23 protein-coding genes are annotated in these 23942 nt (G+C 50.3%); 9 read left to right on the top strand and 14 right to left on the bottom strand.

Annotated features, from left to right (window positions below; all coding sequences use genetic code 11):
* Positions 1-102: 102 nt before the first annotated feature.
* The 7 genes from IAG03_RS10830 to IAG03_RS10800 form a co-directional block, all read right to left on the bottom strand.
* Positions 103-4305, bottom strand: coding sequence for a SpaA isopeptide-forming pilin-related protein (locus IAG03_RS10830; protein ID WP_249320049.1), 4203 nt, complete (start codon positions 4303-4305; stop codon positions 103-105).
* 82 nt (positions 4306-4387) lie between these two features.
* Positions 4388-5059: a dihydrolipoyllysine-residue succinyltransferase component of 2-oxoglutarate dehydrogenase complex gene (locus tag IAG03_RS10825; RefSeq protein WP_249320048.1), complete on the bottom strand. Its 672-nt coding sequence runs from the start codon at positions 5057-5059 to the stop codon at positions 4388-4390.
* Between the two features lie 195 nt (positions 5060-5254).
* Positions 5255-6220 (bottom strand): ParB/RepB/Spo0J family partition protein, encoded by a 966-nt coding sequence (locus tag IAG03_RS10820; protein ID WP_430472456.1) that lies wholly within the window; start codon positions 6218-6220, stop codon positions 5255-5257.
* On the bottom strand, positions 6144-6971 hold the full coding sequence (locus IAG03_RS10815) for a ParA family protein (protein WP_177512145.1): 828 nt from the start codon (positions 6969-6971) through the stop codon (positions 6144-6146). The genes IAG03_RS10820 and IAG03_RS10815 overlap by 77 nt, the downstream gene beginning before the upstream one ends.
* Positions 6972-7095: 124 nt before the next feature.
* Positions 7096-7275, bottom strand: a complete 180-nt coding sequence (locus tag IAG03_RS10810; protein ID WP_249320046.1) for a hypothetical protein — start codon at positions 7273-7275, stop codon at positions 7096-7098.
* Between the two features lie 72 nt (positions 7276-7347).
* Positions 7348-7956 (bottom strand): type IV toxin-antitoxin system AbiEi family antitoxin domain-containing protein, encoded by a 609-nt coding sequence (locus tag IAG03_RS10805; protein WP_249320045.1) that lies wholly within the window; start codon positions 7954-7956, stop codon positions 7348-7350.
* Between the two features lie 178 nt (positions 7957-8134).
* Positions 8135-8341: a hypothetical protein gene (locus IAG03_RS10800; protein WP_022281823.1), complete on the bottom strand. Its 207-nt coding sequence runs from the start codon at positions 8339-8341 to the stop codon at positions 8135-8137.
* Here IAG03_RS10800 and IAG03_RS10795 point away from each other — a divergent pair.
* The gene (locus IAG03_RS10795; protein WP_249320044.1) at positions 8313-8789 is read left to right on the top strand and encodes a manganese catalase family protein; all 477 of its coding nucleotides are present in this window, start codon (positions 8313-8315) and stop codon (positions 8787-8789) included. The two genes, IAG03_RS10800 and IAG03_RS10795, sit on opposite strands and share 29 nt — an antisense overlap.
* A 307-nt stretch (positions 8790-9096) precedes the next feature.
* Here IAG03_RS10795 and IAG03_RS10790 read toward each other — a convergent pair whose 3' ends face one another.
* From IAG03_RS10790 to IAG03_RS10765, 6 genes are all read right to left on the bottom strand, one after another.
* On the bottom strand, positions 9097-10269 hold the full coding sequence (locus tag IAG03_RS10790) for an iron-containing alcohol dehydrogenase (protein WP_249320043.1): 1173 nt from the start codon (positions 10267-10269) through the stop codon (positions 9097-9099).
* A 90-nt stretch (positions 10270-10359) separates the two neighbouring features.
* Positions 10360-11043 (bottom strand): PHP domain-containing protein, encoded by a 684-nt coding sequence (locus tag IAG03_RS10785; RefSeq protein ID WP_249320042.1) that lies wholly within the window; start codon positions 11041-11043, stop codon positions 10360-10362.
* 4 nt (positions 11044-11047) lie between these two features.
* Positions 11048-11392 carry a DRTGG domain-containing protein gene (locus tag IAG03_RS10780; RefSeq protein ID WP_249320041.1) on the bottom strand — a complete coding sequence of 115 codons (345 nt, stop codon included), beginning with the start codon at positions 11390-11392 and terminating at the stop codon, positions 11048-11050.
* The gene (locus tag IAG03_RS10775) at positions 11389-12717 is read right to left on the bottom strand and encodes a [Fe-Fe] hydrogenase large subunit C-terminal domain-containing protein (protein WP_249320040.1); all 1329 of its coding nucleotides are present in this window, start codon (positions 12715-12717) and stop codon (positions 11389-11391) included. The genes IAG03_RS10780 and IAG03_RS10775 overlap by 4 nt, the downstream gene beginning before the upstream one ends.
* A gap of 48 nt (positions 12718-12765) precedes the next feature.
* A complete protein-coding gene (locus tag IAG03_RS10770; protein WP_249320039.1) occupies positions 12766-13194 on the bottom strand; it encodes an ATP-binding protein in 429 nt (142 codons plus the stop codon).
* Positions 13191-13544: a DRTGG domain-containing protein gene (locus tag IAG03_RS10765; RefSeq protein WP_249320038.1), complete on the bottom strand. Its 354-nt coding sequence runs from the start codon at positions 13542-13544 to the stop codon at positions 13191-13193. The genes IAG03_RS10770 and IAG03_RS10765 overlap by 4 nt, the downstream gene beginning before the upstream one ends.
* Positions 13545-14013: 469 nt before the next feature.
* On the opposite strand from IAG03_RS10765, the gene nuoE reads away from it, so the two are divergent.
* The 7 genes from nuoE to IAG03_RS10730 all read left to right on the top strand — a co-directional run bounded on the left by nuoE (position 14014) and on the right by IAG03_RS10730 (position 22071).
* Complete coding sequence (nuoE, locus tag IAG03_RS10760; protein WP_249320037.1) at positions 14014-14514, top strand: NADH-quinone oxidoreductase subunit NuoE; 501 nt, start codon at positions 14014-14016, stop codon at positions 14512-14514.
* A gap of 3 nt (positions 14515-14517) precedes the next feature.
* A complete protein-coding gene (locus tag IAG03_RS10755; RefSeq protein ID WP_249320036.1) occupies positions 14518-15081 on the top strand; it encodes an ATP-binding protein in 564 nt (187 codons plus the stop codon).
* 18 nt (positions 15082-15099) lie between these two features.
* Positions 15100-15471: a (2Fe-2S) ferredoxin domain-containing protein gene (locus tag IAG03_RS10750; RefSeq protein WP_249320035.1), complete on the top strand. Its 372-nt coding sequence runs from the start codon at positions 15100-15102 to the stop codon at positions 15469-15471.
* A gap of 23 nt (positions 15472-15494) precedes the next feature.
* A complete protein-coding gene (gene nuoF / locus IAG03_RS10745) occupies positions 15495-17285 on the top strand; it encodes an NADH-quinone oxidoreductase subunit NuoF (protein ID WP_249320034.1) in 1791 nt (596 codons plus the stop codon).
* A gap of 15 nt (positions 17286-17300) precedes the next feature.
* Positions 17301-19043, top strand: a complete 1743-nt coding sequence (locus IAG03_RS10740) for an NADH-dependent [FeFe] hydrogenase, group A6 (RefSeq protein WP_249320033.1) — start codon at positions 17301-17303, stop codon at positions 19041-19043.
* A 641-nt stretch (positions 19044-19684) separates the two neighbouring features.
* Positions 19685-21355 (top strand): AMP-binding protein, encoded by a 1671-nt coding sequence (locus IAG03_RS10735; protein WP_249320032.1) that lies wholly within the window; start codon positions 19685-19687, stop codon positions 21353-21355.
* Between the two features lie 440 nt (positions 21356-21795).
* On the top strand, positions 21796-22071 hold the full coding sequence (locus tag IAG03_RS10730; protein ID WP_249320031.1) for an OadG family protein: 276 nt from the start codon (positions 21796-21798) through the stop codon (positions 22069-22071).
* 136 nt (positions 22072-22207) lie between these two features.
* Here the strand turns inward: IAG03_RS10730 and IAG03_RS10725 are convergent, their stop codons facing one another.
* Positions 22208-22510, bottom strand: a complete 303-nt coding sequence (locus IAG03_RS10725) for a hypothetical protein (protein WP_249320030.1) — start codon at positions 22508-22510, stop codon at positions 22208-22210.
* A 346-nt stretch (positions 22511-22856) separates the two neighbouring features.
* On the opposite strand from IAG03_RS10725, the gene IAG03_RS10720 reads away from it, so the two are divergent.
* Positions 22857-23942 carry a sensor histidine kinase gene (locus tag IAG03_RS10720; protein WP_283243124.1) on the top strand — a complete coding sequence of 362 codons (1086 nt, stop codon included), beginning with the start codon at positions 22857-22859 and terminating at the stop codon, positions 23940-23942.

Raw genomic sequence — 23942 nt, 5'->3', positions numbered from 1 at the left:
CCACGCCTGTTACTTCTTTCTGTTACGGATATTCAGCCATACCGCAGCGCCTACGATAAACACCACAAGCACGATTGCAATAATGGTCTTTGCCTCCATAAATCAGTCCTCCTTTTTCTTTTTCTTTTTCTTAAAGCCTACGAAGCCGAGAACGCCTGCGCCCAGAACGGAAGCAGCCGCAAGGCTTACCCACAAAGCAATATTAAAGTCATCGCCCGTTTTCGGGGTGTCCCGAAGCTCGTTGTGCATCTCAACGATAGTGGTAGCACCGACTTTGACCGCAGCCTGCTTGTCGGCAGGCAGGATATATTCTGCGGAAACGCTGTCGTTTACCTCGGATACGGTGTATTCGCCAATTCGCAGACCCTCAATAAAAATCTCGCCGTTTTTGTCGGTCTTAAAGGTCTGGTCATAGCCGTCAGCACCCGTCACACGGAATGAGAAGCCCTCAACTTTACCGTCAGAGGAAGTCTTTACGATTTTAAGAGAGCCTTTCTGCGCCGCATTGACAAAGCCCACGCCTGCCTCGTTTTCAACGATATAGGTCTTGCCGTTTTCCTCGATGGATACGGAATACACATTCTCGTCAAGCTCAAAGCCTGTCGGAGCAGTTTTCTCACGGACAAGGTACTTTCCGTAGCGAAGCTCCTTCATCTGATAAACGCCGTCGTCAAGCTCGGTCATCGTTCCGAGCAGTTTGTCGCCGTTGTCCAGCTTGCCGTCACCGTTGGTATCGGCATAGACCTCAAACTCTGCACCTGTGAGCTTGTTATCGGGGTAGTCCTTATCAACCTTAGTCAATTCGATATTGCCCTTAATGAAGTAGTTGACAAGCTCGATTTCCACGACCTCATCAACCGCACCGATTGCGACCGTGATTTCTTCCTCGGAGAGTACAAAACCTGTCGGGCTTTCGATTTCACGGATTACCCAAGTTCCATACGGCACTTTTTCAAAAGAAAAGCTACCGTCAGCAGCCGTAACGGTAGTCTGGATAGCGTTTTCGGTTGTGAATTTTTCTGTGCCTGTCTTGAAAATGCCGATAACCGCACCGCCGAGAGCATTTCCGTCCTCATCGGATTTCTTACCGCTTACTGAGCCGTAAATGATGTCGTTCTCAATGGCTTCGCCGTCGTTAGCTGTGATGTGAACGGTAGCCGTTTCCTGTCCCGCATACTCGAAAGCAACGGAATATTTCTGCCCGTTCAAGATATATGCGAAATTGGTCGCAAGCTCTTTTACATAGTAGCTTCCGATAGGCAGGTCTGTTTTGACCTTACCGCTTCCGTTCCCGTCAAGAGAGATAATCTCAATCAGCCCGTCGGCAGGGATAACCGTGCCGTCTGCCGCAGTCAGTTCCTTTTCCGCATACAAGCCAAAGGTCACATCAAAGATTTCGCCGTTCTTGCCGATGCCGTAGGCTTCGTCCGTCATAAGGCGCTTGATAAGGTCGATTTCTACACGCTGCCTTTCGTTATAGAAAGAAGCGGCGGTTTCGGTAACAGCGACATTCTGACCCGCATATACAAGCTCAACGGCGTGAATTTCCTCGTTCAGCACCATTCCAAACGGTGCTGTGATTTCCTTGACCTCGTATTTTCCGAGATAGAGTTCCTTGCTTACCGCCGTGCCGTCTGCACCTGTGGTAACGGTATCGACCACTTCGCCCTTAGACGCTCTGAGCGTACCGTCCAGAGTGTAAATATCCTCGGCGGCGGTAATCTCATAGACTGCGCCCTCAAGCCCACGCACCGCATAGACGGGCTGATACAAGCCGCCTGCTTCATTGACGGAGCTGAACACTTCGTCCGATTTGGATACGGTAATAGTGCCTTTCTGTGCCATATTGGAACGTACCACCTCAATGACGGTAATGCCGCTGTCAACCTCGGAGTTCTCCTGCATCACATCAAAATAGACAGGCTCGGAGTTTAGCACATAGCCATACGGCGCTTGTACCTCAACCAGAGAATAGCCCTTGCCATATTCCAAGGTCTGCGGCGTAATAAGCTCGCCATCGGCTGTGGTATAAAAGGTATCAATGGTCGTCACTTCGGGATAGGTGAAGGTCATTGTCACAAGGTTTCCGTTCGGGTCGTAAATCTGGAAGCCTGCGCCTGCATACGGAATGGTGTTGCCCGTTTCCGCATCTTTCTTCACGACCTTGATATAGCTTTCAAAGTTTGCGTTGTTGATAAGATAGCGGTAGGTCTGACCGTCTTTGCTGATAAACACATCAAAAGGCTTCATCAGCTCACGCCCCTCCCAACCAGAGGTCTGGCGAACGGTGTAGATACCGTAAGGCATATCCTTTGTCTGGGCAAAGCCGTTTTCATCACAAGTGAGAATATCTCGCTCGGTTTCCTTTGCGGCGTCAAAGCTGCCTGCCGCCTTGCGGAATACTTCAAAGGCTGCGCCTGTTTCGGGCGTTTCAATCTGCGTTTCGCCGTTGTCGGTATGCTTGATAATGGCGATATTGCCCTTGATGACCTGCTCGGTCACATCATTTGCGGTAGAGTTAAACTCCACGGTGTAAAGCTCTGGCTCTGCGCCGACCTTGTGGATTGTTCTGTCGAGCAAATATCCCTCGGACGGGCTGAGTTCTCGGACAGTCCAATCGTTGCCGCACACATAATATTTCGTTGTAAACTGACCGTTTTTATCGGTGGTGTAGGTGTCAATGAGTTCTTCGTCCTTATAAATGCCGTAGACTGCACCTGCAAGAGAAGCGTCGCCCTGTGCCGTACCCATCTCCGCATCGGATTTCGTTACGGTCACATTGAATTTTTTGAGAATGTTTGTAAAGCTGCGGCTCGTTACCTTTTCCCATTCGATAGGCGCTGTCTGAGAAGCGGGAATGACATAGCGCACCGCCGTGTCAATTTCCTCTACGGTGTAGGGGTCAGCGCCGCTGATAAGCACATTTTCAAACCGTGCAACACCGTTTGCGTCGGTCACGGCGTATTCATCAACGGGCAGACCGCTTAAAGATGTGCCGTAAAGATGGAATTTCACGCCTTCCACCATATCGTCCTCGGAGCTTTTGATAATCTCCAGACTGCCACGCTTCAGCGTATTGCTGAAGGTCACGGTAGAGGTGTGACCGCTTACGATAGTAATTCTCTGAACGCTCTGCGGCTCATATCGGTCAATCGGCTGTTCTGTGACGGTGTAGACCCCCGGCATCAAAGAAATATCTACCGTGCCGTCTGCTTTGGTCACGACGGTTTGATTTACGCCGTTGCCAGAAATGTTGAATTTGATGCCAGATACAACACCGTCCTCCGAGGTCTTTTTGATAAGACCCGTTCCGTAGGTTTCGGTATCAAGCTTGAAATAGAAATATACAGGGTCGGAAGCTCCCGAAACCATTGTTTGCTTGCCTACGCAGCCCCAGATAAGCATTTCGTCGCAATCCAGATTGACGGCTTTCTGTGCGGATACCGTAATCGGCGAGGTAATCATATTGTCGCTTGTAAAGGTGTACTGATTTCCGCTTCTGGATACCTTAATGCCGCTTGCCGAAAGGCTTAGATTGGCGAGGGTGTTGTTTGTGTCGGTAAGGGTCAAGCTGTAATTCTGCTTGTCGGGATTATATTTGAGCGTATAGGTGTCTGCCTTGTTCTGATTTCTTGCGGCAAAGCTCGGAATGGTATAGTGGCTTGCCATCTGCGACAAAATCCAGTCATAACACTTCTCGGCAGGTCTGCCCTTTAGGGAATAGCAGTAAGTGTCCGCATCAATGCCGTTTGCGCTGTGCAGGTCGGACGGGCTTGTGCGGAGCTGCTGCTGATATTCCCAGATAATCGTTTGGGTCGCAAACGCATAATCATCTGTGTTCGTGCCTGCAACGGGCGAGGATTTTCCCTCGTGCCAACCGTACATCAGAGCCATCATCACGCCGAACTGTGCTTCGGTAGGCAGCTTACGGAAATAAGAGCTGTTTTTGCCGTTCTGGGATACATAGCTGTTTCCCGTATTAAAGTCAATACCAGACTCTACGCAGTAAACTTGGTGCGTTCCGCTGCCGTCGGTCATCAAGTATTTACGCTTGGCGTTGCCTGCGCTGATTGTTCTTACAGAGGTGTTGCCGTCGCTGTCGTACACGATGAACGAATAAGAGGATTTGCTGCGGTAGTATCCTCCGTCAGAGCCGACATAGTAGTCCCCAAATGAGGAAGTGCAGCTAACGCCTTCCTCGCTCGTCCACGCAAAGGCGGACATCGGCAATGCCATAACCGCCATAACAAGGCAGAGGATAGCTGCCAGAAGCCGCCTTCCGTTCTTCTTAAACTTTGTTTTCATAGACTGTTAAACCGTCCTTTCTTGATTTTGGGTATAAAAAATCCCCCTGTTTTTGAAACAGAGGGATAAGCCTTGCTGCCGCTTATGCAAAAAGGAAGTAAATCAGATATTCGCCGTTTCCTTTTGCTTCGCAGCAGATATTAAAATCTGAGATTTCATCAATTCCGTATGCGCTGAGATTTTCAGCGGTATGAAACTTGATATAGCCTTCAAGACTCTGCTTTAAGGCTTCGCCTTGATTGCTCCGTGATGCTGTTACGGGGTTCCACCAGCTTGCGTTGCTCGGAGTGAGAGAGGTATCCAAACGAAGCCCCATTGACTGCCCGATACTGATACAATCCGCCTTTATCGCTTCCATATCGAACTCAAAATCATAGGCTGTCTTTGTATTTTCGGAAGCGGTTTGTGTCGGTGTTTCCGCAGGCGGCGGATTATTATTTTCCGTAGTGGGTTTTGTTGCAGGTGTTTCCGCTTCACTCTGCTTGACAGGCTCGGTTTGCCTTACCGTTTCGCTCTGAACAGGCTCACGCTCCGTTACCTCTGCGGCAGTTTCAAGCGCCGCAACCGCTTCTGGAACTTTGCTCTCATTACTCTCCGAGGAATAAATGCTCTTGGTGCTTTCGGCTTTGGCAGCAGCTTCGGTTTCCGTCACAAGCTCACTTTCATCATTTCGGGTGGGGGCTGTTGAAACATCGGAGCAGCCGCCAAGCAGCATTATCAGCACAAGAAGCGCTGCAAATATTGATTTTCTCATCATTTCGACCTCCTTTACGGCTTCATTATATGAAAAACAGCGGAAGCTCTCAAAGGTACAAACCGATTTGCGAGATATTGCAGCTATTCTTTTCTCGGATAGTCTTGGCAGTAGTTAGGGGGTGAGGTGTGGAGAGGGGGAAGCGCAAAATGCGGCTATTCACGCAAACAGGCAGACCTTGCCCTCGGTGTGCGGCTATCTTTCGTGCGCTTTGTTCCGTTGCAGGTGTCGGTTGTAAAACTCCAACGCTTTGACAACAAAATCCGCTTCCTGTCCTTTGGGAACGGTTTTCGGAATGAGCTTGGTTATCCGTTCATCACGGAAAACAGGCTTTTCCTTTTGGTTTGGCTTTTCTTCCTCCATAATGGATTGGATAACCTCGTCCGTCAGTTTTCCGTCTTGGTTAAACTTTTTCATTTTGATAGCCTGCGCCAATGAGGGAGTAGCGTCGTTATAGCTCATCGCTTCAAGCAAGGTGTATTGCTGCTCCTCGGCAAGATAGGAAATCTCCACCGCAGGACGGAAAGCAATCTGCTTTTCATCTACCATCTGGAGAATTTCGGGTACAAGCTCGGTCAAGCGGATAAAACGGCGTATTTGCTCACGACTTTCGCCAACTTTGTCGGCAAGTTCTTCGTTAGACCTTGACTTCGACACCAATGGTGTCGAAGTTAAATCATTGCGTTTTCCTTGTCTGTCCATTGCTTCAAGCCGCATTTTATAAGCAAAGGCTTTTTCACTCGGCAGAATGACAGACCTTTGCAGATTGCTTTCCACCATAATGATAATGGCTTCATCACGGGTAAGGTCTTTTACCTCGCATTTAAGGGTTTCAAGTCCCGCAAGTTCACATGCCTTTTTGCGCCTGTGACCGCTGATAAGCTCATACCGCCCGTTCTCTTTCAAACGCACGGTCGCAGGAGTCATCACGCCGTTCCGCTTAATGCTCTCGACAAGCTGCTCCATATCCTCGTCCATTAAAACCTTGAACGGGTGGTCTGGAAACTCATCAATCTCCGACAGGGGAATATCCCGTATCTTGCTTAAAGCTGCTTCCGCACGGCTTTCGTCTGTCTGGAACAGGTCATCGTAAGCGGTCAGCTCGATTTTGGTTTCTCTGTTTCTCGCCAAGCTCTGCCACCTCCTTTGAGAACTGTTCATACGCTGCGGCAACCTTGCCGCCTTTGTCGTAGGCGAAAATGCTTTTACCCTCTGCGGTTGCTTCCACCGCACGGATAGAATGAGGTATCTCGGTGTCAAACACCTTGATTTTCTGACCGTAGGCGCTCTTGACCGTCGCCGTAATTTCTTTTGAAATGTTGGTACGGGGCATAACCATTGTCATTAAGATACCGTCAATTCTGAGTTTGGGATTGATTTGCCGCTTGACCATTGACACGGAGCGAAGCAACAGCTCTAAGCCTTTTGCAGAAAGATAGTGGGGCTGTGTTGGGATAACCACGCTGTCAGCCGCCGCCAGAGCGTTAATGGTTATCATCCCCAAGCTCGGCATACAGTCGATAAGCACATAATCGTAGTTTTTCTTAACCTCATTCACATAGGTTTTCAGAACACGCTCACGGCTCATCGCATTGATTAGCCTTACTTCAAAGCCCGATAACTCAATGTTTGACGGAAGCAGGTCAACGCCCTCGCTGTGGGATAAAATCCCTTGCGAAACATCAAAAGATTTATCGTCTATGATGTTCTGCATTATTGTGGAGAGCGTAATGGGTAAATCGTCTGGTCGGCTGTAACCCAGAGCCATTGTGAGATTTGCCTGTGCATCGGCATCAATCAACAGCACTCTTTTTCCTTGCTTCGCCAGACCCACACCCAGATTGACCGCTGTTGTGGTCTTGCCAACACCGCCTTTCTGGTTGGTCAGAGCAATCACTTTGCAATTTGACATAGCTGCGTCCTCCTTTCGCATAGATTTAGCCGCTTTGTCAAGGCGGCTATGTAAATCGTACAGAGGACGCAAAAAAGCCGCTTACTCTTATGGAAAAGAATAAGCGGCTCACTCTTGAATTGCCTTAAACATATTCGATTTTCATTTTCTTGACTGGTGCATTGGCTACCTTGAAAATGAGTTCGTCAATGCAGTCCGTATATCTGCCTTGCCGTATAAGAGCATTTTTCAGCTCCACAAGGCTATGTAATATCAGCGTTCTTTCGTGACCGTCTACATATAGATGAGTGGTTTTGTCTTTCATACGCTCGACCTCCTTGCGTTTATATTGTACCGTAGGTGTTTGTTTTCCAGAGTGGAGCAGCGATATTCGGCATTACAGCCACACTCCGATTAAGTTCTTTACTTTATTCCATACTCTTAGCGCTTTCGCATATTCGATAAGGTTAGGAACATTCTTTTGAGGGTCGTTTACATAGCCTTGAATTGCTTTGTTGAAGAGTTCCTTGTCCATCTTGTTCATATTACGCAAAACATCGCAGATGGTACGGTCACGGTCATAAATGCGAACATCGGTAAAATTTATTTCTCCTCTGGTTGCTCCGATAGAGAGGATGGTTGGCTCTATCCGATAAGCCTTTACAGATGGGTAATCTATTCTCGTGCGTTGTCTGGAAGTGTTTTTATCAATAGCAATGTTCCACTCCGCAGGATTTCTATCGCTGTACCCATAATAGAATAAAGCTGTTTCCATACATAGAATACCATCGGGGAATAAACGGCTGATTATCACCACATCGCCTTTGCCAGACCCCATAGTCCAATGATAGTAGCCACGCTTGACTTTTTCTATCAAGCCAGCTCCCAACATTCTTTGAATATCCCTGTAATATAGTTTTTCTTTGCTCAACTGAGCCGTGGTCATTACATAATCATAATGCGAGAACATCTGCCTAAGAATTTTCCTGTCTTTTATTGAAACCATACTCTTACCTCTGCACCAAATTGTGCTGTAAAAACATCTCGTTAGGTTGTTTTAGCCCATTATATTTAGCTCGTATTGCCAAGTCAAATGTGTAGTAAACCACACCATTCAAATTATAAAATGGTGTGGTTACAAACACCTGCTTGTCCACAAATGGCGCACACGGTTTAGCATTGATTTAGACAGCAATTTGAAATTTTGTAGTAGCGATGGCGTATAGATTTATCGTCCGCTTTGTTTCGCCAACCTTGATAGAATAAGGCTTTTCGGCATTTTCCTCGTTGTCAGAGTCGTCATATTTTTTAATTCTGTCGAGTGTCGAAAAGCTATGTATCTTTAAGCCAAAGACCTCACGCTTGTCCTCATATTTGATACATTGGAACATTTCCGATGCTTCTCTGGGCACCGAAGAGTTGGCGCACCTCGAAATGGTCAGTGCGATTGTCTATCAATTAACGCGGAACCTGACAGAAGAAGAAATCCAGAAATCCGGATTCGCACCGTATTTTGTCGACCATACAACGGGGATTTATCCGACTGACGCAAACGGCGTTCCGTTCAGCGCCTCGACGTTTTCGGTCGCCGGGGACGCCATTACCGATATTCACGAAGACATGGCGGCAGAACAGAAAGCGCGGACCACGTACGACAATATCCTGCGCTTCTGCGACGATCCCGATGTCCGGGATCCCATCAAATTCCTCCGTCAGCGCGAAGTCGTGCATTATCAGCGGTTCGGCGAAGGGCTGCGGATTATTACGGACCATCTGGATTCGAAAAACTTCTATGCGTTCAATCCGGAGTTCGACCGGCAAAACCGCCGGAAGTCCTGAGAAATGGATGTTTGCATCGGAGACGGACCATTAGCTAAAGAAGCCGATTTGCGGGTAGAGGTGCGGCAAATGCCTGCGTCTGCTTTTTAGGAGAAATTTTTTGTAAGAAATCAGGGATACCCAGAAAGCAATGCATGGTTTCATAGAATCCGATGCACCGTGTTTTGTGCGGGCGTAAAACGTTTGTAAAATGCCGCACAGCTGTTTGACGTCCAGAAACGAGCATGATCTTCTAAAAAAAAGAACAGCGGTTCCGCCGGGCAGAAATGCCGGACGGAGCCGCTTGCTTGTTTGGATGAATTTGCTGTTACAGGGCGAGTCGGTAAATGGCTTCAACATCGTGCGGGGCAAGCTGCATGAATCCGGCGCGAGGCTTTTCTTCGGTTACGCCGAGGTTTTTCACCAAGATCGGAATGTCTTCCGCTTTGGCGCCGATGTCCGAAAAAGTCGCAGGCATGCCGATTGCGGTGAGAAATGCGCGGAAGCGTGCAATTCCTTCTTTTGCGGTGGCTTCGGGATCATCGAAATGCATGTCGCACCCCCAAACCCGAACGGCAAACTGCGCAAACCGCGGGATATCGTGCTGGTAGACATGCTGCATCCATGCCGGCATGATGACAGAAAGCCCGGCACCGTGCGCAACATCGTAGAGCCCGGAAAGTTCATGCTCGATGTCGTGGCTGTTCCAGTCCTGTGTGCGGCCGACACCGCAGAGGTCATTGTGCGCGATCGTGCCGGCCCACAGGATATTGGCGCGCGCTTCATAGTCGTTCGGGTTTGCAAGAACCTTCGGAGCCTCTTCGATGACCGCCTTCAGGACAGCTTCGCAAAGCCGATCTGTTGTCTCAACATGCCGGGTGTTCGTGAAATACCGCTCGCAAACATGCGCCATGATATCGGTGATGCCGCAGGCGGTCTGGTATGCCGGAAGAGTGCAGGTGAACGCCGGATTCAGTACAGAAAATTTCGGACGCATGCACTCATTTCCGGCCGCGCGCTTTAGATTCGTCTCCTCCTGTGTGATGACGCTGCCAGCAGACCCCTCGCTTCCGGCTGCGGCAATGGTCAGAACTGTTCCGATCGGCAAGCTGGATTTTACAGCGGCTTTTCCGGAATAGAAGTCCCAGAAATCTCCGGTATAGGGGACGCCGATGGCAATTGCCTTTGCAGAGTCGATCACGCTGCCGCCACCGACAGCAAGAATGAAATCGACATTTTCTTTCCGGCAAAGCGCAATACCTTCGTAGACAAGTCCGCTGCGCGGATTGGGCTTTACACCGCCAAGTTCTACAAACGGAAGACCAGCCTTGCAGAGGGAATCTTCCACACGCGCAAGAACGCCGTTTCGTTTGACCGATCCGCCTCCAAAATGGACGAGTACCTTGCTTCCGCCAAACAGGCGGATCAGTTCTCCTGTTTTTTCTTCGCTGCCTTTCCCAAACTCAAACAGGGTCGGCGACCAAAATGTGAAATTATCCATCAAATTCCTCCTTTAAAATTCCAGATATGTTTATCATAAAACATCATGTGCACTTGAAGTCAAGACCATTTTTGAAAACGTTGAAACTTCTCATAGGAGAAGTTCTAAAAGCCGCTGATCCAGCGAATATTCTGCTTCGGAAATATCCCAAAGGTAATGGGCGTCGGAATTATGGACGCATGGAATCCCGGCAAGATACGGGTTCCGGGAAACAAGTTCCGCATAACATGTCATTTCGGACAACTCAAAGGCCGGAAACCGGTTTTCTTCCGGGACAAAGCCGAGGCTGGAAAGCAGGCTGTAGGATGTCCGGTCGATATGGGAGGGGAAATAGATCCCGCCAAAGGTTTCCATCAGGCTGTCGAGCTGCGCAAACGAAATGGCGGCGGCGCTGAGAAGCAGCTTGGAAACCGTTCCGGTGACGGCGTCCGTTTCGTCGCAGAGCAGCTGTTCCCCGAAAATTTCCGGCCGGTTTGCAATTGCGGGAAGGCGGTCGTAGACATAGCGGTCAAAGGCAAGGGCATTTTCCAGTTTCCGGAAGAGACAGACCGTGTGGATTTCCTCCGAGGTGTTGAGCTCCATTCCCGGCAGTGCGCGAATTCCGGCCGCAGCCGCCACCTGTAAAAAGGCGGGGCAGTTTTTTGCAGTGTTGTGATCGGTCAGCGCAATCAGTTCTAATCCTTTGAGCGCAGCCATGTGGACGATGTTGTTGACCGTCATATCGCGGTCTCCGCAAGGGGAGAGGCAGGAATGGATATGCAGATCGTAATACATGGCGCTACTCCGGCCGATTGCAGGCGATCCGGTCGACCGCTCTGGCTGCTTCATAAACCGGAAGAGCAGTCCTGAGAACCGCAATATCCTGTTCTTTGGCGCGCATTCGCGCAGTGCTGTCCATCTCTGCGTTTTCTGCCAGAATCAGGCAGGCGGTATCCGCAAGGGAAGCGACTGCGACGGCATTGACATTGCCCATTACTGTCACCCAGGCGGAATCCTGCGGCGCACGGCCCATGACGAAACTCAAAAGATCGCAGCAAAAGACACTTTTAATTTCCCGGGAAAGCGCGGCTTCTCCGGAAAGGATTTCAAATCCGGCTTGTTTTGCGGTTTCTGCGACAGTCATGATGAATGCCCCTCGCTTTCTTCGTCGTGATGAAAATGAAAATCCTGCCGTCCGAGCCGCGCCAAGGATTCGGCAATACTGAGCATGGATTCCTTTAAAATAAAGATGCACGCGTCTTTCGTGGTGTATCCGCGGACAATGTCTTCTGCAAGCGAACGACAGGAAGGCGAACCGCACGATCCGCAGTCAAGCCCCGGCAGACAGTCGGTAATTTCGTCGATTTTGGCCATCTTTTCCATGGCGGTGCCGAGATCGGCGTCGAGCTCCATGACGGGCTCATATTCCACCGGAAGATCCCACTGTGCAAAGGCCGGAACCTCATCGGTAAAGCGGTTGCAGGAGACCGGTAAAAACTGCCGCAGATGCTTGAGCTTGACTTTGGCGATATAGGGGTTTTCTACGGTCAGCACCCCGCCGACACAGCCGCCCGGACAGGAATTGAGTTCTACAAAATCGAGTTCCCCGAGTTTGTCATCTTCGAGATCCTCCAGCACGCGGATGCAGTTTTCGATTCCGTCGGCCGCAAGATAGCGCTCGTTGAACATGGCGGCGGCTTCTCCGCCGGAGCTGCCCCAGCCGATTCCGATTCTGCCGGAGCTGGAAAGCTCCGCCTGTATCTCCTGGTGCTTCATATGGCTTAAAAGGCGCGGGTAGACATCCTTGATTGCAACAACAGCGTCAATTTCGCTTTTGCGGGTTCCGAGCGTCATTTTTGTGCTGGTGACCTTTGCCGGACACGGAGAGAGAAATACGGTTCCGATTTGATCTGGTGCAAGGCCGGTTTTGCGGGAAGCGTCCTGCTTTGCAAGGCGCGCGGCGAGCTCGGCCGGAGCAAGAAGGGGGAGAATATGATCGAGCAGATCCGGAAACCGCACGCGGATCAGGCGCGTAATTGTCGGACAGGCGGAGCTGATGACCGGCTTTCGAATCGTTCCGCACCCAAGAAACCGTCTTGTGGCGTCTGAAACCAGTTCCGCGGCGCGGGAAACTTCAAACACTTCATCGAAGCCCATGGCGATAAGGCCGTTCAGCACCGGATCTATGCTGTCCAGATGATTAAACTGGCCGTATAGGGAAGGCGCAGGAAGCGCAATGGCATAGGAAAACTGATTTAAAACGACCTCAAGTTTGTCGGATGTCGCCTGTTTTGCGTGATGCGGACAGACACGGATGCATTCTCCGCAGTCGATACAGCGGTCAGAAAGAATTTTTGCCTTTCCGTTTTGGACGCGGATGGCTTCCGTCGGGCAGCGTTTGATGCAGTTGGTGCAGCCCTTACAGCTGTCTTTGTTCAGCGTGACAGAATGAAAAAACTTTTTTTCCATAAAAAAACGCAGTCCTTTTGTTGTTCAGTAGATTGCCGGAATCCGGCTTTATTTCAGATTGTCAACCTGCATATGTACGGTTGTGCCGGATCCGACGATGCTGTCAATCTGGAACCGGTCACTGTATTTTTCCATATTGGGCAGCCCCATTCCGGCGCCGAACCCGAGATCGCGCACCTGATCAGGCGCGGTCGAATACCCTGCGCGCATGGCAAGCGCGATGTCGGCGATGCCCGGACCATGATCGGTCAGAAGCATGTCGATCTTTTCCGGGAAAATCGTTACGACAATGTTGCCGCCGCCGGCGTGGATCACCATATTGATTTCCCCTTCATAGAGCGCGATTGCAACCTTGCGGATCACATCGGCAGGAAATCCAAGCTGTTTGAGCGTCTTTTTGACGCTGCCGGAGGCCTCCCCTGCACGGGTGAAATCATCCCCGGGAACGGTATATTCCAGGGTCAGAGAGGAGTTCATTCTGCACTGCACCCGCCTTTAAGCCCATGCTGATAGAGCAGCCCGCAGGCTGTAAACATCGGGTGGGCAGTCGTTATGATGCAGATTTCTTTTTCTTTTGCAAGCGCGAGAATCGTTTCATCCGGCTGTTTTCCGCGGACAAAAATCACGCAGAGCATGTCCATCATTTCCGCTGTGCGGATGACCTGCGGATTGATAAGGCCGCTCAGCAGCACAGATTGATCCTTGACAAAAGCAAGGACATCACTCATCATGTCGCTTCCGCAGGCGGAGTGCACCTCTGCAGAAAGCTTGCTTTCACAACACCAAACCTTTGCATTTAAAATGATTTTCACATCGTTGACAGTCATATCAGCAGCACGATGTCCGCTCGCAGGGCATGTTCGGACCGGCCTGCCGCACATCGATGCCTTTCGCCTCCTTCTTTTGATACGGTTTATGAAGATGTCAGAAAAAGTCCGCCGGTCTCCGGAATTTTACATCTAAAAATCATTTATAGTATACACCGAAATTTGGTGAAAATCAACCATGCAAAACTTGTTAGGACATTATGTCGTCAAAAAGCACAAGAACTGTAACAATTATACAATTTATTGCACTCAAATTATGCGTAAGCACCCATAGATTTTATATATGTGCTTTGATATAATATATATGCATATTTTGATATAATAATATGTCAGAACACTTCTGCGCCTTTTTGGGAAACCGGATTGTTAAAAATTAAGCAAACCCGAAAAAACGGAAAGGCGCGGACAACACAGAATTTTTGAGAAAGTTTCAGAAGCATTTCTCAAAGAGGAAGAGAGGAAGTCAAGCATGCAAAACGCCATTACGAAAGTCCCGTTCCACGGCACTGCTGAACAGGAACAGCAGCTGCTCGCGGTCATCGACAGACTGAAGGAACAAAGAGGCGCGTTGATGCCGATCCTGCAGGAGGCGCAGGAGATCTACGGTTATCTGCCGATCGAAGTGCAGAAAATCATCGCATCCGGCCTTAACATTTCCCTCGAAGAAGTCTACGGTGTCGCAACCTTCTATTCGCAGTTCTCCCTGAACCCGAAGGGCAAGTACAAGGTCTCCGTATGTCTTGGTACCGCCTGCTATGTCAAAGGGTCCGGAGAAGTTTATGCGCGCCTCGCGAAGCGCCTCGGCATTGAGGGCGGCGAGTGCACGGCTGACGGAAGATTTTCCCTTGAAGCCTGCCGCTGCATCGGTGCTTGCGGTCTTGCGCCGGTTCTCACCATCAACGATGAAGTTTACGGACGTCTGGTTCCGGACGACATCGATAAGATCCTTGAGAAATATCAGGATGCCTGATTCATGCAGGAATTATCGTTGAATGTGCTGGATATTGCACAGAATGCTGTCCGCGCGGAAGCGACGGAAATTCAGATTACCGTCTCGGAGAATCTGATCCGGGATCTGCTGACAATTGTGATTGCCGACAATGGATGCGGGATGACGCCGGAACAGGTCAGACGTGTGACCGATCCGTTTTATACGACCCGCACCACCAGAAAGGTCGGACTCGGCGTGCCGTTTTTCAAAATGGCGGCGGAGATGGCCGGCGGGACGTTTTCGATTGTGTCGCAGCCCGGAACCGGAACGACCGTTACGGCGACGTTCCAGCGTTCGCATATTGACCGGATGCCGCTTGGCGATATGCCGCAGACGATCTGCTGTCTGATGTGTATGAATGAAGCGATCAATTTTGTTTATACCTATCAGTTCAATGAAAAGGTCTTTACGGTTTCTTCAGCAGAGCTGAAAGCAGTGCTCGACGGTGTGCCGCTGAGCAATCCGCAGGTCATGCAGTTTATCAACGAATTTTTGCAGGAACATATGGATGCGCTGGAAAATGGCGCGTCCGCTGATGAAGAATAATGGAGGTGCCATACATCAATGAAAAGCTTAGCAGAACTTCAGGCTTTGAGAGATAAAGCAAAGGGGCAGATGGGCATTCGTGCCGACGCGCCGGATAATATCCGTGTAGTGGTCGGTATGGCGACCTGCGGAATCGCAGCCGGCGCCCGTCCGGTTCTCGCCGCCTTTACCGAAGAGGTAGCCAAACGCGGCCTGCAGAATATTACCGTCGCACAGACCGGATGCATCGGAATCTGTCAGTATGAGCCGGTTGTCGAGGTTTTTGTACCCGGTAAAGAGAAAGTAACCTACGTCAAAATGACGCCGGAAAAAGCAGTGCGTGTAGTTGTTGATCATCTTGTCAACCAGAATCCGGTAACGGAATACACCATCGGTGCCAGTATCAAATAAGGAAGTTAAGGAGGAAATAAGCAATGTATCGTTCCCATGTCCTTGTCTGCGGCGGTACCGGTTGTACGTCGTCCGGCAGCGAGATGGTTATCAAAGCGCTTGAAAAAGAGCTTGCTGCGAATAACCTGACTGATGAAGTGAAAATTGTCAAAACCGGCTGCTTTGGCCTGTGCGCCAACGGCCCTGTTATGATCGTATATCCGGAAGGCGCATTCTATTCGAGAGTTTCCGCCGACGATATCGCGGAGATCGTCAGCGAGCACCTGCTCAAGGGCCGTCTGGTTACCCGCCTTCTTTATGAAGATTCCGTTCATGAAAATAACGATATCAAATCTCTCGATGAGACCGACTTCTACAAAAAGCAGAAGCGTGTTGCGCTGCGCAACTGCGGCGTCATCGATCCGGAAAACATCAATGAATATATCGCATACGACGGATATCAGGCTCTCGGCAAGGTCCTCACAGAGATGAAGCCGGAAGATGTTATCCAGGTGCTCAAAGATTCCGGACTTCGCGGAAGAGGCGGCGCCGGCTTCCCGACCGGTGTGAAATGGTCCTTTGCGGCTGCACAGCCCGGCCCGGAGAAATACGTCTGCTGCAACGCGGACGAAGGCGACCCCGGTGCGTTCATGGATCGTTCCGTTCTGGAAGGAGACCCGCATGTTGTCATCGAAGCGATGGCAATCGCCGGTTATGCAATCGGCGCTTCCCAGGGTTACATCTATGTCCGTGCGGAGTATCCGATCGCGGTTCAGCGTCTGCGCATCGCCATCGAACAGGCGAGAGAGACCGGACTGCTCGGCAAAAACATTCTCGGCACCGGATTTGACTTCGACGTCGATATCCGTCTCGGCGCAGGTGCGTTCGTCTGCGGTGAGGAAACCGCGCTGATGACCTCCATCGAAGGCCACCGCGGTGAGCCGCGTCCCCGTCCGCCGTTCCCGGCTGTAAAGGGTCTGTTCGGCAAACCCTCTGTTCTCAACAACGTGGAAACCTATGCGAATATTCCGCAGATCATCCTGCGCGGCGCAGAGTGGTTTGCTTCCATGGGTACAGAAAAATCCAAGGGCACCAAAGTCTTTGCGCTCGGCGGAAAGATCAAGAACACCGGCCTTGTGGAAATCCCGATGGGCACGACGCTGCGCGAAGTCATTGAAGAAATCGGCGGCGGCATCCCGAACGGCAAAAAGTTTAAGGCTGCCCAGACCGGCGGACCTTCCGGCGGATGTATCCCGGCAGAACACTTTGATATTCCGATCGATTATGACAACCTGATCTCCATCGGTTCGATGATGGGTTCCGGCGGACTGATCGTTATGGACGAAGACAACTGCATGGTCGATATCGCGAAGTTCTTCCTCGGCTTTACGGTTGATGAGTCCTGCGGAAAATGTACGCCTTGCCGGATCGGTACGCGCCGGATGTATGAAATCCTCGAAAAGATCACAAGAGGACAGGGAACCCTTGAAGATCTGGATAAACTCGAGGAGCTCGCAACCTATATCAAGGCAAACTCGCTGTGCGGCCTCGGCCAGACAGCTCCGAACCCGGTTCTGTCCACGCTGCGGTATTTCCGCGACGAGTATATTGCACACGTTGTAGACAAACGCTGTCCTGCAGGCGTTTGCAAACACCTGCTCTCCTTCGAAGTAGTTGCCGATAAGTGCAAAGGCTGCACGGCCTGCGCAAGAAACTGCCCGGTTGGTGCGATCAGCGGCAAGGTTAAGGAAGCGCATGTAATCGACCAGTCCAAGTGCATCAAGTGCGGAGCCTGCATTGAAAAATGCCGCTTCGGTGCGATCATCAAGAAGTAAGGAGGGCCCAGTGAGATGGATACCGTAAAGCTGAAAATTAACGGAATTGAAGTCGAAGCGCCGAAGAATTCCACAATTCTGGAGGCTGCTCGTATCGCCGGGATTCGGATTCCGACTCTCTGCTATATGAAAGAAATTAACGCAATCGGCGCCTGCCGGATCTGCGTTGTCGAAGTCAAAGGCGCGCGCGCGCTGGCGGCTGCCTGCGTTTACCCGGTAAACGAGGGCATGGAGGTCTTTACCAATACGCCGAAACTGCGGGAATACCGCAAGATGACGTTGGAACTGATTCTCTCCAACCACAGAATGGATTGCCTCTCCTGCTCGCGCAGCGGCGGTACCTGCGAACTGCAGAACCTCGCGCAGGAATACGGCGTCGACCAGAAACGCTTCATGGGTTCGGAAGATTTGAGCCCGGATATTGAAGATTCCGCGCCGCATCTGGTGCGTGATAACTCCAAATGCATCCTTTGCCGCCGCTGCGTCGCTGTGTGCAAGCAGAATCAGCGCGTTGCGGTCATCGGACCGAACAACCGTGGTTTCGCCACACATATTGCAAGTGCGTTTGAGCTGCCGCTCGCAGAGACTTCCTGTGTCAACTGCGGCCAGTGCATCGCGGTTTGTCCGACCGGCGCACTCACAGAGCGCGACGATACCGAAAAGGTTTGGGAAGCGCTTGCAGACCCGTCCAAGCACGTGGTCGTCGGACCGGCTCCGTCTGTCCGTGCACAGCTGGGCGAATGCTTCGGCATGCCGATCGGCACCAACGTTGAAGGCAAGATGGTTGCAGCGCTGCGCCGTCTCGGTTTTGACCGTGTGTTCGATGTCGACACGGCTGCTGACGTAACCATTATGGAAGAAGGCACTGAGTTCCTCGATCGTCTGAAGAACGGCGGCAAGCTTCCGCTCATCACTTCCTGCTCGCCCGGATGGATCAAATTCTGCGAGCACTATTATCCGGAATTCCTCGATAATCTCTCTTCCTGCAAATCGCCGCAACAGATGTACGGCGCGCTGATGAAGACGTATTATGCGGAGAAGGAAGGCCTTGATCCGAAGGATATCTTCGTCGTCAGCATTATGCCCTGCACAGCGAAGAAATTTGAGATCAGCCGTGACAATCAGAATGCTTCCGGTTATCCGGACATTGATGTTTCCCTGACGACTCGCGAACTTGCTGCGATGATTAAGAAAGCCGGCCTGATGTTCACAGATCTTCCGGACGAGGAATTCGATCCGGTCTTCGGTGTGGCTTCCGGTGCTGGCCATATCTTCGGCGCAACGGGCGGCGTTATGGAGGCTGCTCTCCGTACGGTTGCAGAAATCGTAACCGGCAAGCCGCTTGAGAACGTCGAGTTCCAGGATGTTCGCGGAATTGACGACGTGAAAGAGGCAGAGTATGATCTCGCCGGAACAAAGGTCCGCGTTGCGGTAACCTCCGGCCTGAAGAATGCTTCGATGCTGCTTGACAAAGTCAAGGCTGGCGAGGCTGATTATCACTTCATCGAAGTGATGGCCTGTCCGGGCGGCTGTGTCAACGGCGGCGGCCAGCCGCATCAGCCGGCGTCTGTCCGCAACTTTATGGATCTTCGCGCTGAGCGTGCAAAGGCGCTTTACAGTGAGGATGCCGCAATGTCGCTGCGTAAGAGTCATGAAAACCCGGTTGTCAAAGAGATCTATGATACGTATCTCGAAGCTCCGGGCAGCCATAAGGCGCATGAGATCCTCCACACCACCTATGTGAAAAGAGGACTTTAATCTACTCTAAAATAGAAGAGTGCTTCTGAAATGGAAAGCGTCGCAGCGAGAAATCGCGGCGGCGCTTTCTGTGTATGCCGGTATGGATGCGGTCGCGGACAATGCATGCTGTCAACGGTATTCTTTTCGAATTTGAGTGAATTCGTATTTGAGCGAATCCAATGCGTCGTGAATGAAACGTGCGTTTGTGTTGCAGGGTTTACACAAATTCGCATAAACGCAAAGAAATTCGAAGTTTTTTTGTCGGAAGTACCGATTTTGCAAAATTCGTGTTTTTTCGGCGCAACAGGGATTGACAAAGGATGCAAAGGGGTGTATAAAAATAAGTAATATCAGAAAAGCGATGACGAAGACGGCAGAAAGTCCGAAGTTTCAGAGAGCCGGTAATGCTGTGAACCGGTACGGTTGGCTTTCAGATGCCTATCCCTTCCGAGCTGAAGAACCGAACGCGGGGTTCCGTCAGTAAGTATCTTCCGTCAGTTGCCGCGTTAGAAGCAAGGGCTTGTCGGAGCCTGTGAGGTGGCGTTTATCGCAATTTGAGTGGTACCGCGGGATTTTACCCGTCTCAAGGAGAATTCTTTGAGACGGCTTTTTTGCGCCTCAATTCCGGTAAAACTTTGATACAATAGGGGGATTTCAACATGACAGCAGTTCTTCACAAAGACGGGACCGTTACGGGGCCTGCGGCAAACTTTATTGAAACCTTTCTGAACGACAAAGAGATTCTGGAAAAGATTACATTTCACAATGCTGACCGGTTCAATTTTGCGTATGACATCGTTGATGAACTCGCCAAAAAATGCCCGGACAAAACCGCGATGCTGCACGTTTCCCGGACATTTGAAGAGCGCCGCCTGACATTTGCGGACATGAGCCGGTATTCTTCCAAAACAGCGAATTATTTTCGCTCGCTCGGCATTGCGCGCGGCGATCGCGTGATGCTGGTTTTAAAGCGCCATTATCAGTTCTGGTTTTCGATTCTTGCGCTGCATAAACTCGGCGCAATCGTCATTCCGGCGACCAATTTGCTGATGGAACACGATTTTGATTATCGGTTTAAAGCCGCTGGTGTAAAGGCGATTGTCTGCACAGGAGACGGCGAAGTTGCACAGCAGGTGGATCTTGCTGCGCCGCAGTGCGACAGCCTGAAATTAAAAATTTTGGTCAGCGACACCAAACGTGAAGGCTGGCATGATTTTAACAGCGAGATGGAAGCCTGCAGCGACGTGTTTCCGCGCGCGGAAGATGCAGCTTGCGGCGACGATCCGATGCTGATGTTCTTTACGTCCGGCACGACCGGGTATCCCAAAATTGTACTGCATTCCCATAAATATCCGCTCGGCCATTATATCACGGCGAAGTATTGGCACCATGTCAACCCGAACGGTTTACATTTTACCATTTCCGATACCGGATGGGGGAAAGCACTTTGGGGAAAGCTTTACGGGCAGTGGCTCTGTGAAGCCGGCGTCTTTACCTATGATTTTGACAAATTTGAGCCGCATGATATTCTGCCGATGTTTGCGCGGTATCATATCACAACGTTCTGCGCGCCGCCGACGATGTATCGGTTCTTTATTAAGGAAGATATCACAAAGTATGACCTTTCCAGCATCGAGCATTCGACAATTGCCGGTGAAGCGCTCAATCCGGAGGTGTTTGAGCAGTGGAAGAAGGCGACAGGCCTTAAGCTCATGGAAGGCTTCGGACAGACGGAGACCACGCTGGCGATCTACAATCCTTATGGAACGGAGCCAAAGCCTGGCTCGATGGGCAAGCCGAGCCCGCTGTTTGACGTGGACGTTGTTTTACCGGATGGCACCAGCACCCGAGTGGGTGAAACCGGCGAAATTGTCATCCGGACCGATAAAGGCATTCCGTGCGGCCTTTTCCGCGAATATTATCGTGACCTTGAAAAAACAAAGGAAGCGTGGCACGATGGATTGTATCACACCGGCGACACTGCTTGGCGTGATGAGGACGGCTATTATTGGTATGTTGGCCGGACAGATGATTTGATCAAGTCTTCCGGCTACCGGATTGGGCCGTTTGAGATCGAAAGCGTGATCATGGAACTTCCCTATGTTCTGGAATGCGCGGTGGTTCCGGCGCCGGATCCGGTTCGCGGACAGGTTGTTAAGGCGGTTGTCGTTCTCACGAGGGGCACGGAAAAGAGCGAAGACCTGAAAAAAGAACTGCAGATGTATGTGAAAAAACATACTGCGCCGTATAAATATCCCAGGATCGTTGAATTCCGCGATGAATTGCCTAAAACGATCAGCGGAAAGATCCGCCGCACAGAGTTAAAATAAAGCAGAATACTTGCCGAAAGACCCGCAATGCGCCATGCACTGCGGGCCTTTTTTGATATGGAATTGTAAATAGACTTGCAGCCCGGATCTCCTTGCAACACCCAAAAATGCCCTGTCAAAGTGTTTCGGTTATGTTGGCGTGAAAGATCCCATATTCTTTAGAAGACTTTTGAGGACTCTTGTAGAGGGACGGGCGCTTAATTGAATGGCGCTTGTGTTCCTGCAGCTTTGCAATGCCCGAAAAAAGCCAGATTATGCGGATGTGCTGTTAAGATTCCGTAAAGAAAAATTGATTTGCGATAAGGAGCCGCTAAAGAGCATAAATTTCGGTTGCCAGCGTTTTGATTCATAGGTATGATAAATGATGAAATGAACAAATCGAATCTTGGCGTTTTGCCATTCAAACGGTTCATTTAAAATTTGCAAAAGGGGTTTTGGTCATGGGCGTCGAAATTTCAAACGGGTTTGTCTGTCTGATGGGAATGGGCGTTGTGTTTATTGGGCTGATTTGCCTGGTATTCATTTGCTATCTGCTGCGTCTTTGCTGCGGAAAGCGTGCAGAACAGGCCGCTGCACCGGCACAGACAGAGACTGCTCCTGCACCTGCAGTGATTGAAAATCGCGAAGAATTGATTGCGGCTGTTTCTGCAGCAATTGCCGAGGAACTGGGAACCGATGCTTCTGGGATCCGGATTCATTCCTTTAAACGGGTCTGATTTCGGGAAAACGATTAGAGATTACTTGCACATACGCATATCCGAAAGAGCGTACAGCACTTTCGATAAATGCGAGACAAAACAAGACAATTTCTTTTTTTATGGGGTTCCGTGTGTCCAAGAGGAAAGGATTGTGCTATAATAACCTTAAAACCGTTCTGCGTTGCAGACCGGCGGCGCGAACCGCGCCGGAGAAAAAGCTGACGCTTTCTCTTATTTTTAAGAACATTTTGCTTAAAAAGCATAATAACCTTAAAACCGTTCTGCGTTGCAGACCGGCGGCGCGAACCGCGCCGGAGAAAAAGCTGACGCTTTCTCTTATTTTTAAGAACATTTTGCTTAAAAAGCATAATAACCTTAAAACCGTTCTGCGTTGCAGACCGGCGGCGCGAACCGCGCCGGAGAAAAAGCTGACGCTTTCTCTTATTTTTAAGAACATTTTGCTTAAAAAGCATAATAACCTTAAAACCGTTCTGCGTTGCAGACCGGCGGCGCGAACCGCACTAGAGAAAAAGCTGACATTTTCTCAAAATGCACGACGCTTTGCTGAAAAGCACACCAGCACTTTGACGGGGACAATAACATGGACAGCGGAACCCCATGCCTCCCTATCCTGTGCAATCGCGTAACCAAAGCGGGGCTGGACGGGAAATTCCGGTTTAGCGGCCATCTTTGGTGTTTTGCGTGTGCTTGCGGGAGTGTTCCGATTTTGTTTTAGATGATGCGGTGGTACGGTCAGCGGGCATTGCTGAACTTTTCGAAATCCTAGCAAAGGTACGGTACACATGCGAATCCGAAAAATCTGGAAAAAATTAAACCGTATTTGTTGTTTTTCCTGGCGGGATACGGCTATCTTTCTGGTGGCGATCCTGGCGGCGGCTCTTCTATGCTTTTTGCTGCGGTTAATCGATGACAGCGACGTCTACGTTTCTATGATTTTTCTTTTAGCAGTGCTCGTAATTTCCAGAATGACCGATGGATACTTCTACGGAATTTTGGCAGCAGTTGTTGGCGTATTTGGCATCAACTATGTTTTTACATATCCATATTTTGCATTTAATTTCAGTATCTCCGGTTATCCGATTACCTTTATCAGTATGGCGGCGGTCGCTGTGATTACCAGCGCGATGACTACACAGATCAAGCAGCAGGAGAAAATTAGAGCGGATACTGAAAAAGAGAAAATGCGTGGGAATCTTCTGCGGGCAGTCTCGCATGATCTGCGGACGCCGCTGACTTCGATTGTCGGGGCAACTTCGGCGATGATCGAAAATGACGAGGTGCTCACGCCGGCAGAACGCAAAGAACTCTTATCAGAAGTCAAAGAAGATGCAGAGTGGCTGATTCGAATGGTGGAGAATCTCCTTTCGATCACCCGGATCGGCGGGGAAGCTGCCAAAATCAAAAAAGAGCAGGAGGCCGCCGAAGAAATCGTCGCGGAGTCGGTTCGGAAATTCAAAAAACGCTTTCCAGAGCAGCCGGTTTCCGTCTCGGTTCCGGATGAGCTTTTGATGATTCCCATGGATGCGATTCTTGTGGAGCAGGTCATCATCAATCTTTTGGAAAATGCGGTGCTGCACGGCAAGACCGTTACCAAAATCGAACTCTCGGTTCATCGAACAAATGCCGAAGCGGTCGTTGAGGTGCGCGATAACGGCGTCGGGATTCCAGAGGCCGCGTTTCCACATCTGTTTGACGGATATTTCCGTCAGCACGATGAGCAAAATACCGATAATAAACGGAATATGGGAATAGGACTTTCTGTATGCATGTCGATTGTGAAGGCGCACGGCGGCATTATGGAGGCAAAAAATTTATCGGAGGGCGGCGCATTATTTCGGTTTACGCTGCCGTTAGAAGAGGAGGAGTGA

This window comes from Yeguia hominis, from assembly GCF_014384705.1.
Lineage (GTDB): Bacteria > Bacillota > Clostridia > Oscillospirales > Acutalibacteraceae > Yeguia > Yeguia hominis.
Note: the sequence above shows the minus strand (reverse complement) of the source record. Positions and strands in the feature narration are given on the sequence as shown.

Coding starts and splice junctions, on each gene's coding strand:
- IAG03_RS10830 (WP_249320049.1), bottom strand. CDS start 4,305: ATGAAAACAAAGTTTAAGAAGAACGGAAGGCGGCTTCTGGCAGCTATC.
- IAG03_RS10825 (WP_249320048.1), bottom strand. CDS start 5,059: ATGAGAAAATCAATATTTGCAGCGCTTCTTGTGCTGATAATGCTGCTT.
- IAG03_RS10820 (WP_430472456.1), bottom strand. CDS start 6,220: ATGAACAGTTCTCAAAGGAGGTGGCAGAGCTTGGCGAGAAACAGAGAA.
- IAG03_RS10815 (WP_177512145.1), bottom strand. CDS start 6,971: ATGTCAAATTGCAAAGTGATTGCTCTGACCAACCAGAAAGGCGGTGTT.
- IAG03_RS10810 (WP_249320046.1), bottom strand. CDS start 7,275: ATGAAAGACAAAACCACTCATCTATATGTAGACGGTCACGAAAGAACG.
- IAG03_RS10805 (WP_249320045.1), bottom strand. CDS start 7,956: ATGGTTTCAATAAAAGACAGGAAAATTCTTAGGCAGATGTTCTCGCAT.
- IAG03_RS10800 (WP_022281823.1), bottom strand. CDS start 8,341: ATGTTCCAATGTATCAAATATGAGGACAAGCGTGAGGTCTTTGGCTTA.
- IAG03_RS10790 (WP_249320043.1), bottom strand. CDS start 10,269: ATGGATAATTTCACATTTTGGTCGCCGACCCTGTTTGAGTTTGGGAAA.
- IAG03_RS10785 (WP_249320042.1), bottom strand. CDS start 11,043: ATGTATTACGATCTGCATATCCATTCCTGCCTCTCCCCTTGCGGAGAC.
- IAG03_RS10780 (WP_249320041.1), bottom strand. CDS start 11,392: ATGACTGTCGCAGAAACCGCAAAACAAGCCGGATTTGAAATCCTTTCC.
- IAG03_RS10775 (WP_249320040.1), bottom strand. CDS start 12,717: ATGGAAAAAAAGTTTTTTCATTCTGTCACGCTGAACAAAGACAGCTGT.
- IAG03_RS10770 (WP_249320039.1), bottom strand. CDS start 13,194: ATGAACTCCTCTCTGACCCTGGAATATACCGTTCCCGGGGATGATTTC.
- IAG03_RS10765 (WP_249320038.1), bottom strand. CDS start 13,544: ATGACTGTCAACGATGTGAAAATCATTTTAAATGCAAAGGTTTGGTGT.
- nuoE (WP_249320037.1), top strand. CDS start 14,014: ATGCAAAACGCCATTACGAAAGTCCCGTTCCACGGCACTGCTGAACAG.
- IAG03_RS10755 (WP_249320036.1), top strand. CDS start 14,518: ATGCAGGAATTATCGTTGAATGTGCTGGATATTGCACAGAATGCTGTC.
- IAG03_RS10750 (WP_249320035.1), top strand. CDS start 15,100: ATGAAAAGCTTAGCAGAACTTCAGGCTTTGAGAGATAAAGCAAAGGGG.
- nuoF (WP_249320034.1), top strand. CDS start 15,495: ATGTATCGTTCCCATGTCCTTGTCTGCGGCGGTACCGGTTGTACGTCG.
- IAG03_RS10740 (WP_249320033.1), top strand. CDS start 17,301: ATGGATACCGTAAAGCTGAAAATTAACGGAATTGAAGTCGAAGCGCCG.
- IAG03_RS10735 (WP_249320032.1), top strand. CDS start 19,685: ATGACAGCAGTTCTTCACAAAGACGGGACCGTTACGGGGCCTGCGGCA.
- IAG03_RS10730 (WP_249320031.1), top strand. CDS start 21,796: ATGGGCGTCGAAATTTCAAACGGGTTTGTCTGTCTGATGGGAATGGGC.
- IAG03_RS10725 (WP_249320030.1), bottom strand. CDS start 22,510: ATGTTCTTAAAAATAAGAGAAAGCGTCAGCTTTTTCTCCGGCGCGGTT.
- IAG03_RS10720 (WP_283243124.1), top strand. CDS start 22,857: ATGCGAATCCGAAAAATCTGGAAAAAATTAAACCGTATTTGTTGTTTT.